Origin of the sequence: Methanospirillum sp. (assembly GCF_028679455.1) — an archaeon.
GTDB lineage: Archaea > Halobacteriota > Methanomicrobia > Methanomicrobiales > Methanospirillaceae > Methanospirillum.
The window spans coordinates 1-9,498 of sequence record NZ_JAJRBM010000252.1 but is presented as its reverse complement, the minus strand read 5'-3'; the positions used below and the strand labels follow the sequence as shown (position 1 = coordinate 9,498).

General features: G+C 49.2%; 9 protein-coding genes. 7 read left to right on the top strand and 2 right to left on the bottom strand.

The annotated features are described in order from the left end of the window. From LUQ50_RS08455 to LUQ50_RS08440, 4 genes are all read left to right on the top strand, one after another. Positions 1 to 309 (top strand): DUF2284 domain-containing protein (locus LUQ50_RS08455; protein WP_300039105.1); only part of this gene is annotated, 309 nt, incomplete at its 5' end. A 178-nt stretch (positions 310 to 487) separates the two neighbouring features. Beyond that, positions 488 to 949 carry a MarR family winged helix-turn-helix transcriptional regulator gene (locus tag LUQ50_RS08450; RefSeq protein ID WP_300039102.1) on the top strand — a complete coding sequence of 154 codons (462 nt, stop codon included), beginning with the start codon at positions 488 to 490 and terminating at the stop codon, positions 947 to 949. Beyond that, positions 946 to 2,094 carry an MFS transporter gene (locus LUQ50_RS08445; RefSeq protein WP_300039100.1) on the top strand — a complete coding sequence of 383 codons (1,149 nt, stop codon included), beginning with the start codon at positions 946 to 948 and terminating at the stop codon, positions 2,092 to 2,094. Before LUQ50_RS08450 ends, LUQ50_RS08445 begins: the two co-directional genes overlap by 4 nt. 176 nt (positions 2,095 to 2,270) lie before the next feature. After that, the gene (locus tag LUQ50_RS08440; protein ID WP_300039098.1) at positions 2,271 to 2,948 is read left to right on the top strand and encodes a C39 family peptidase; all 678 of its coding nucleotides are present in this window, start codon (positions 2,271 to 2,273) and stop codon (positions 2,946 to 2,948) included. 7 nt (positions 2,949 to 2,955) lie between these two features. On the opposite strand, the gene LUQ50_RS08435 is transcribed toward LUQ50_RS08440, so the two are convergent. Further along, on the bottom strand, positions 2,956 to 3,282 hold the full coding sequence (locus LUQ50_RS08435) for a DUF4405 domain-containing protein (protein ID WP_300039095.1): 327 nt from the start codon (positions 3,280 to 3,282) through the stop codon (positions 2,956 to 2,958). Between the two features lie 304 nt (positions 3,283 to 3,586). On the opposite strand from LUQ50_RS08435, the gene LUQ50_RS08430 reads away from it, so the two are divergent. From LUQ50_RS08430 to LUQ50_RS08420, 3 genes are all read left to right on the top strand, one after another. Continuing rightward, positions 3,587 to 4,057 (top strand): tetratricopeptide repeat protein, encoded by a 471-nt coding sequence (locus LUQ50_RS08430; protein WP_300039092.1) that lies wholly within the window; start codon positions 3,587 to 3,589, stop codon positions 4,055 to 4,057. A gap of 192 nt (positions 4,058 to 4,249) precedes the next feature. After that, entirely contained in the window at positions 4,250 to 6,280 is a 2,031-nt protein-coding gene (locus LUQ50_RS08425) for a M13 family metallopeptidase (protein ID WP_300039089.1), read from the top strand. Positions 6,281 to 6,462: 182 nt separating this feature from the next. Beyond that, the gene (locus LUQ50_RS08420; RefSeq protein WP_300039086.1) at positions 6,463 to 8,493 is read left to right on the top strand and encodes a M13 family metallopeptidase; all 2,031 of its coding nucleotides are present in this window, start codon (positions 6,463 to 6,465) and stop codon (positions 8,491 to 8,493) included. Positions 8,494 to 8,504: 11 nt separating this feature from the next. Here the strand turns inward: LUQ50_RS08420 and LUQ50_RS08415 are convergent. Further along, on the bottom strand, positions 8,505 to 9,498 hold a 994-nt coding region (locus tag LUQ50_RS08415; RefSeq protein ID WP_300039083.1), incomplete at its 5' end, for a HAMP domain-containing sensor histidine kinase.

The following is a 9,498-nucleotide window of genomic DNA, read 5'->3' as shown; positions in this document are numbered from 1 at the left end:
GAGAAGGCCGGTGCATTCATGCAAGAGTATATGGATGGGAATACCGACCGGATGGAGACGATGCTGAAACTTGAAAAGACCGCATTCAATGCAGGTTATACCTTTGCTCTCGCTCTGGTGAATGGTTCCTGCCGGCTTTGCAAGACCTGTAATATAAAGGAAGGGATATGTCTCCATCCGACTAGGGCACGAATCCCTGAACATGCAGTGGGTATCAATATGAAGAAAACAGCAGAACTTGCTGGAATGCCGATTCAGTTTCCGGTTTCAGGGTATGCAGAACCGATGGCCCTTCTGCTTGTCGACTGAGCTCCCTACTTTCCTTTTTACGTTTTACTTTTTCCGCGATTCTTGATTTATTTTCTGTGTACTGGATCCTCAATATCAATTAGCATCTAAACTATTATGTTAGTAAATCAAATAGGTGTTGAACATGTTGCCTGCTGATCAATCCTCTCGTGATTTGTACAGGATATGGATGCGTATCATGAACAAACTCAACGAATCTGAAAGTATTCCCAGAAAATTCGGTATTGATATCCCCTTGTTCCCCTCTGAGATCCACACCCTGCAGGTCATCGGTGATCACCCGGAGAGTAATGTCAGGACAGTTGCCGGGTTCTTGGGCATTACTCCCGGAGCAGCGTCCCAGACAATAACCAAACTATCCAAACGGGATCTGGTAACCAAGGTCAGAGGACTGAAAAACGAGAAAGAGGTTCATCTTGCACTTACTCCCCTCGGCCGGACTGCATACGAAGCACACGAGACCGTACACGAGATGTTGTTTCAGAAGATATGTGAGCGGATCGGTACGCTCTCTTCTGATGAGTACCGGTTTCTTGACCGTATCCTCCATACTGTTGAATCGGTGTATGACGAACGGATCGAGGTTGTCAGAACAGATATTGCCAACGAAAAATCCCGCAGCCGTGAGGATGAATCATGAGCCAGCTCAGACAGATCGGGCAACTGACTCTGGCACACCTGGTCAACGATATCTATGCTCCGGTCCTGATGGCATTGCAGCCGGTTCTGATCACGATGTACGGATACGGGTATTTCGAGGCTGCCCTCCTGCCGGTAACCCACAGTATTGTATCCTCTCTCCTTCAGCCGTTATTCGGTCGTCTTGCAGATTCACGTGGATTACGGGTGAGTGTCGGGCTCTCAATCCTGCTTTCAGGTGTCGGGATATCACTGCTCGGACTTATTCCTGATCAATATCTGGCAATGCTCCTCTGTGTGGTGATTTCAGGGGTTGGTCACGCCAGTTTCCATCCCGGAGCACTCTGCAAGGTTTCTGCCCTTGCAACCGGGGGATCCCGGGGAAGGCTCACCTCATTCTTCGTAGTGGGCGGAAATATGGGAATGGCACTCGGCCCGATCATTGCCGGGATAGTGCTGACTTCTGGTGGTATCCCGATGGTCACCACCCTGATCGTTCCGGCAATTCTCGCTGCAGCAGTATTGTATCTCAAACCGATTCCTGATGTCTGCCCGGTTGCAAAACAACCGGCTCCGGCAGGTGGCGAAGACTGGAACCCGGTGATCCTGCTCTTTGCCGGCTCCACGCTCAGATCATGGGTTACCTTCGGGGCAATGACTTACATTCCGACATTTCTGGTGCTTCAGGGGTACCCGCTGATGGAAGCGACAACCCTGGTCAGTGTCATGCTCTTTGCAGGGGTAGTCGGACAGATCAGCGGGGGAGTTCTCTCTGACCGGGTCGGGAGAAAACCGATTGTGGTAGTCAGCACCCTGGCTTCCATCCCTGCATTTATCGGGATCCTGATGACTCATGGGATCTTGCTGATCCTCTGTATGCTGCTCTTCGGCTATCTGCTCTGGGCTTCGTTTGCGGTGACCATTGCCATGGCACATGAGCAGATTCCATCACAGATCGGTCTGATCTCCGGATTATTCCTTGGAATTGCAATGGGTGCCGGAGGGATCGGGGTATCAATATCAGGAGCGATTGCGGATCAGATCGGACTGGTGGCAACCCTGTCATTCTTCCCGGTAATTCTGCTGGTTGCTGGAATTCTTTTCATACTGGTGAAGGTGCCTGGTCGTAGAAGTCCTGTGGAATAACCAGTCACGGCATCAATTTCTCATGTTCTCTTTTTTCCCTTTAACTCCTCATTTTGATCACCTCAATGAAATGCCGGATCTCCTAAAATCAGGTTCATACCCGGCTTTGGATAACTCTTGCAGGGATGTCGGTGTCTGTTACCTGAGTTTATGAAGAAGCGGACCTAAGAAGTCATATGGATCTCAGACTCCTGTTCTTTGGACTCTGTATCTGCTTTCTGACTCCTGCCCTCTGTGCAGACGGTAATATCATCTCGCCTGATCCCGGTACCGTGATCCTGGGGACTGTCCCTGATGTCAGGCAAAGCACCGGGTTTAGCTGCGGTGCTTCTTCCCTTCAGGCAGTCCTTGCGTATTGGGGAATCGACACCAGAGAAGGAGATCTGATAGAACTGCTGAAAAGTACTCCTGATGCAGGAACCCCGCCCGGAAACATCGTTGTCGGGGCTTCCTCCTTCGGCCTTAATGCATTCATATCAGAGAATATGACCATTGATGACCTGAAATCATATGTTCAGAAAAAGATCCCGGTCATCGTTGACGTACAGGCCTGGAACGGGGAGTATGACGAGAACGGTGACTGGGTAGTCCATACCCCTGATTCCTGGGAACAGGTCTGGGAAGATGGGCATTACATGGTGGTCATCGGTGTAGATGGCAGCAATGTCTATCTTGAGGACCCTTCGCTTCTCGGGAGCCGGGGAGTTATCCCGGTCACCGAGTTCCTCTCCCGATGGCATGATTATGAAGGGGTACCTGGATCTGATGAGTCCCGAGTGATAACCAATCATCTGGGAATAATCATCAAAGGTTCTGACCCGGCACGGTATCCGGCTTATACTCTGGTGACCTGAACCCGGGTTATATTTTCCCGGAGAGGAGGTTCCGGGTCATCTCAGCCAGCCATTTACGGTGGAGAATCAGGTGTATCAGGGCAAGGAGAATCACCACAACTCCGGCCCACTCATGAACCGGGGTGAGAAGGCTCATAATTCCATCAGGGCCATGCATCCCGCCGTTCTGGGCAAGTTCAGAAAAATTGCCCCTCCCCATAGCTGATGGCCCGGGTCCGGCGATCCCTAGTATGGACTGCAGTTCTTTCCATTTGAGAAGGCCGGTTATACAACAGATAAGTGCAGTAATAAGCAGTCCGATGTCTACCAGATAATTGATAAGAACGCGTTTCATAATATGTCTGTATCGGGTTGTTATCTGATAATCCTACTGTTCTCCTCGTCCACCTGAGTTCCGGTTTCTCCTCCGGCCCTCTGTTATCCTGATATCTGGAAAAACAACCGCTACCGTCATGCGATACAATGATGACTCCCTGGTAGCGATCCAGCCAATACACCCTGATTATTAATCAAAGTCTGTTATATGGCCATTTTCTTGATATCAGAGATCTCAGCGTTCTTCATACCTGACTCAAAAATAGGAGAAATCTTTTCTCCATACAGGCGAATTCCATGATATGAGATTTTATTCAGTTCTCATGCTAGTAGCACTTGCGGGTGTGGTGTTGATTGCAGGAGTACAGGCCGATTCGGCAGATGACCTTCTCTGGAAAGGGAATGCTCTTACCCAGATGGGAATGTATGATAAAGCGATAGATGCACTTGATGCTTCAATAAAGACAAAGGCTTCTGCCCAGGCATATGCCGTGAAAGGTGAGGCTCTTGATAAACTGGGAAAGCATGATGAGGCACTTGCGGCATACGATGCTGCAGCTCTTACCGATCCGAACTATGCAGGTGCATGGGTTGGGAAAGGAAAGGTATTCGCAGAACTGAAAAAATATGATCAGGCACTGATGGTATTTAACCAGGCTATCCTGCTTGATCCCAAGAATGGAGCAGCATGGGCAGGGAAAGCTGATGCACTCAATGCTCTCGGACAAACTGAAGAATCTCAGAAAGCAACCGGAAAAGCAAAAGATTTCGGATTTGTTGCCAACCTCTCATAGATTACGCAAATAATCCTTGCGTTCTCTATCTGGTTATTGATGGGAAGTTCCCTTCTCATCATCGTTCAGGATCTTCTCATTGGTCACGTTATCAGAGATATCGACTAATTTTCCATGTCAGGTCAATACCTTTAATCGCCGGCATCCTACACCTCTTCTGCAAATTGTCATCACGTATGATAACGGGTGCATATGAAAATATCATCACTATTGGTTTGGATTGTTCTTTTGTGCTGGGTAACCGCTCCGGTTCCGGGAAATACCACCGTTATTTCATGTCCGTTCACCCTTGATGCGGGAGTAAACCCGGGAGATGATCTCTTCGGATATGTGAACAATGTCTGGATATCTGAGCATCCGGTTCCGGCAAATAAGAGTTCCTACCTGATCTACTCCGCGTTGGATGAACATACCCTGAATAACCTGCATACTCTGTTTGAACAGGAATCAACGCAGAATGCAGCAGGAGAAGAGAGCCTGATCGGCAGGTTTTATGCAAGTGGCATGGATACCGATACCATCAATAGTCAGGGAATCAGCCCGCTTGCCGGTGAACTCGCCAGGATCGATGCGATACAAACCCCTGATGATCTCGGCAATATCTCGGCAGATCTTGTTGCAGAAGGAATACCTCCGTTCTTCATCTATTATGCAGACCAGGATCCCACCAACTCAACCTGGGTCATCCCTCATGTGGTGCAGGGAGGAATCGGTCTTCCAGACCGGGATTATTATTTCCGCAACGATACCACGAGCAAAGAGATCCGGGATGCCTACCGGGAGCATGTCAAAACAGTATTCCTGCTGATGAATGCGAGTGAGGCTGATGCAGATCGGTATGCCGGAATCGTGTACGGGATCGAAGAGGAGATCGCTGCATCGCATTACACCACGGTTGAGAACCGGGATCCCGTCAACACAACTCATATCCTGACCTGGGATGATCTGAAGTCCCGGTATCCTGCTATTGGCTGGGATCAACTGGCAACGATTAACGGTTCTGGCAGATCTGAACAGATTGATCTCCATCAACTCACCGCGGTGAACCGGATCAACCAGATGCTTACCACAGTACCTCTGGATGACTGGAAAGTCTTTCTCAAGTTCAGACTCGTTGATTCGCTCTCTTCCTTCCTTTCTACACCGTTTGATGAGGAGAACTTCAACTTTTACAGCCATACTCTGGACGGGGTGCAAATCCCTGAACCCAGATGGAAACGGGTTCTCTTTACCGTAAACACCGGACTCTCTGATGAGGTCGGGAAACGGTATGTTGACGCGTATTTCAATGCATCAGCACGAGAGGAGGCCAGAACAATCTCACATGCGATCAAGTCAGTTCTTCACGAACGGATTGCAAACCTGACCTGGATGGAAGAGGCGACAAAGAATGCCGCTCTGGAAAAACTCGACGCTACCGTGGAGAAGATTGGATACCCTGACACCTGGCTGGACTACTCCGGGCTGAACCTGACAGATAGTTACGTCAGTAATGTCCTGGAAATCAACAGATATAACACAATTCATGGGCCGGTAGGACTTGAAAAGATCGGCAAACCCGTTGACCGGGGGATGTGGGTCATGTCTCCCCAGACCGTGAATGCCTATTATAACCCGACCCTCAATGAGATGGTCTTTCCTGCCGCAATTCTCCAGCCTCCGTTCTTCTATCCCGGGGGAGACGACTCGATCAATTACGGGGGTATCGGGGCTACGATTGGTCACGAACTGATCCACGGGTTTGAAGATAAAGGTCGGTTGTATGACAAGGATGGCAACCTCCGTGACTGGTGGACTGCAAACGACTCGGCCCGGTTTGCAAACCAGACCAGTATCCTGATTGACCAGTACAACCAGTTTGAGGTGGTACCCGGGGTCTATGGGAATGGTAATCAGACTCTTGGAGAGAACATTGCAGACTTTGGCGGTCTGATCCTGGCATATCATGCCTGGAAAGAGCATGGGAGAGATGTCACGAATCTTCCTGACTCTGCAAATATCACCCCTGCCCAGCGATTTTTTATCTCATATGCAAGCAGTTGGGCAGGATCTGCGAGAGATGAGTACCTCCGTTCTGAAGCATATACTGATCCCCATCCCTGGGCAAAGTTCAGGGCTAACGGCCCCTCGTCCAACATGCCAGAATTCTACGAATCATTCCCTGCCATCGGGCCGGATAATGCCCTCTATCGGCCTCCTGAAGAGCGGCCGGTTATCTGGTGATCGGAACAGAATATCATATCAGAATATCGTATCAAAAGATCGTATCAGATCTGGTCCCGGTTTTTCCAGTCTCCCCTCTTCAGGGGTTGAGTGAATGAAAAGAACAAATCCATCTATTTAATCTTCTGACCGATACCAGGTGTAATCAGTACTTGTAATCACCATAGGTCAGGAGTATACGCGTGACAAAAATCTGGTTACTATTCGGAACAATTCTCCTCTCTGCAATGATCATACCGGTCCTCGGTAATACCACCGTAGTATCAGGCCCTTTTACCCTTGATAACGGGGTGAATCCGGGAGATGATCTCTTTGGATATGTGAACAATGTCTGGATAACGAATCATCCGATTCCGGCAAACAAGAGTTCATATGTCGCGATGACCGAGGTCAGGGATAAAACAAAAGATAATCTTCGTAGCATTGTCGACGAGGAGTCAAAACGGTATGCAGCAGGAGAAGAGAGTCTGATCGGCAGATTTTACGCTAGCGGTATGGATACCGATACTATCAATAGCCAGGGAATCAGCCCGCTGGCCGGTGAACTTGCCAGGATAGATGCCATACAGACCCCTGACGATCTCCGTAATTGCTCGGCAGATCTTGTTGCAGAAGGAATATTTCCGTTCTTTTTCTATTACGCTGACCAGGATCCCACCAACTCAACCTGGGTTATTGCACATGTATCCCAGGGAGGAATCGGGCTCCCTGACCGCGATTACTATTTCCGCAACGATACCGAAAGTAAAGAGATCCAGGATGCCTACCGGGAGCATATCAAGACGGTATTCCTGCTGATGAATGCGAGTGAAGCAGATGCAGACCGGTATGCCAGAACCATATACGATATCGAAGAGGAGATCGCTGCATCGCATTACACCACCGTTGAGAACCGGGATCCGATCAACACCACCCACATTCTGACCCTGAGCGACCTGAAATCGCAGTACCCTGAAATTGGCTGGGATCAACTGGCAGCCATCAACGGTTCAGGCAGATCTGAACTGGTTGATCTCTATCAACTCACTGCAGTGAGTCAGATCAACCAGATGCTCACCACTGTACCGCTTGAAGACTGGAAGATTTTTCTCAAGTACAAACTTGTTGACTCACTCGCTTCTTACCTTGCCGAACCATTTGATGATGAGAATTTCAACTTCTACAGCCATATCCTGAACGGCGCAGAAACTCCGGAACCAAGGTGGAAACGGGTTCTTGACACGGTGGACACCGGACTTTCTGATGCAGTTGGCAAACGGTATGTTGAGGCGTATTTCAATGCATCAGCAAAAGAAAAAGCCAGTTCCCTCTCACATGCGATCAGATCCACCCTCCGGGAACGAATCGCTAACCTGACCTGGATGGATGCCTCTACCAGAACGGCAGCCGTCGAAAAACTCGATGCTATGGTTGAAAAGATCGGGTACCAGGACTCATGGCTCGATTATAACGGGCTTAATCTGACAGATACCTATGTGAGCAATGTCCTGGATACAAACCGTTATATTATGATTTATGGGTCATCAGGGCTTGCCAGAATCGGAAAACCGGTTGACCGGACCTTGTGGGTCATGTCTCCCCAGACCGTGAATGCCTATTACAACCCCACTCTCAACGAGATCGTCTTCCCTGCTGCAATTTTACAGCCCCCGTTCTTCTCTCCCGGAGCTGAAGACTCGGTCAATTATGGAGGAATCGGTTCAGTAATTGGTCACGAGATGACTCATGGATTTGACGATGCGGGTCGGCAGTATGACAAGAACGGCAATATCCGTGACTGGTGGACCGCGAACGACTCGGTCCGGTTTAAAACCCAGGCTGATCTGCTGGTCACCCAGTACAACGATTTTGAAGTGGTTCCCGGAGTATTTGTAAACGGAAATCAGACGCTTGGAGAAAATATTGCAGACTTTGGAGGGGTAACTCTGTCGTACCATGCATGGAAGGAGAACGGCCAGGATAGTATGGATCAACCTGATTCTCTAAATATTACTCCTGCCCAGCGGGTATTCCTCTCATTTGCTCATGTATGGGCAGGATCAGCCCGTGACGAGTACCTCCGCACTCAGGTATATACCGATCCCCACCCCTGGGCAAAGTTCAGGGCCAACGGAGCACCATTCAATATTCCCGAATTTTATGCAGCGTTCCCTGCAATCGGCCCGGATAACGCCCTGTATCGTTCCCCTGAAGAGCGGCCGGTAATCTGGTAAATCCCTGATCTTTACTCGGATATACCGCCGGCTTCATTCTTCCCTGACACTTCATGTCCGGGATCTCCGGCTACCGGGAGCGTAATACAGAACCGTGATCCGGTTCCTCTCCCTTCACTCTCCATGGATATGGTTCCCTGGTACTTCTCCAGAATATGCTGTACAATAGGGAGTCCCAGGCCATGGGTATCAATCTCGTGCCGGGAGAGATCTGACTTATAAAAATAGTCTAAAACACGTTCTTTATCTGTTTTGGTCAGACCGATTCCGGTATCGCTGATGCAGAGCCAGATTAAGTTTGCTTCATACCCTCCTGATACACTGATTGCTCCACCCGGGTCTGAATACCTGATTGCATTTCTCATGAGTTCTTCTATCACGAGAAACAGACTTTTGTCAGGAATACTGGCATAAAGGGATCCGGGAACTTCGGTGGTCACCGTGATCTCTTTTTGTGTAACCTGATCCTGGTACCGGGTGATCACCATCTGTACCAGTGAACCAAGGTCAGTACAACCGTTTTTCTCATCAGGCTGTACGGTATCCATCTGTTGCAGGGTCAGGATCTTGTCAAGCAGTAACCGTATCCGTGATGCACCCTGTTCAATACGGATCAGCATCTCACGGTTCTCCGGATTTTTCTCGGTTTTTAATATGAGGGGGATAAGCCCGATGATCGGGGTTAAGGGGGTTCTGAGATCATGGCCTATCTGAATGGTCATCTCCTTCTTTCGTTCCAGCAGATTTTCGATATATGCCGACCTTTCCTGGAGATCTATGTTTTTGAGTGCGAGTTCATGAGATTTTTCAGCAAGCTGCAGGGTGTACTGCTGACTAATGAAATCATTCTCCATCCGCTCGAATGTTGCCCCAATCAGGGCGCCGGCTATTCTCAGGACTTCACATTCAGGCACAATCCATTCACGAAACCGGTCATGCTCCTCGAGAATAAGCATACCTACCAGTCTTCTCCGTTTCAATATCGGGCAGATGGCAAGGGATCTG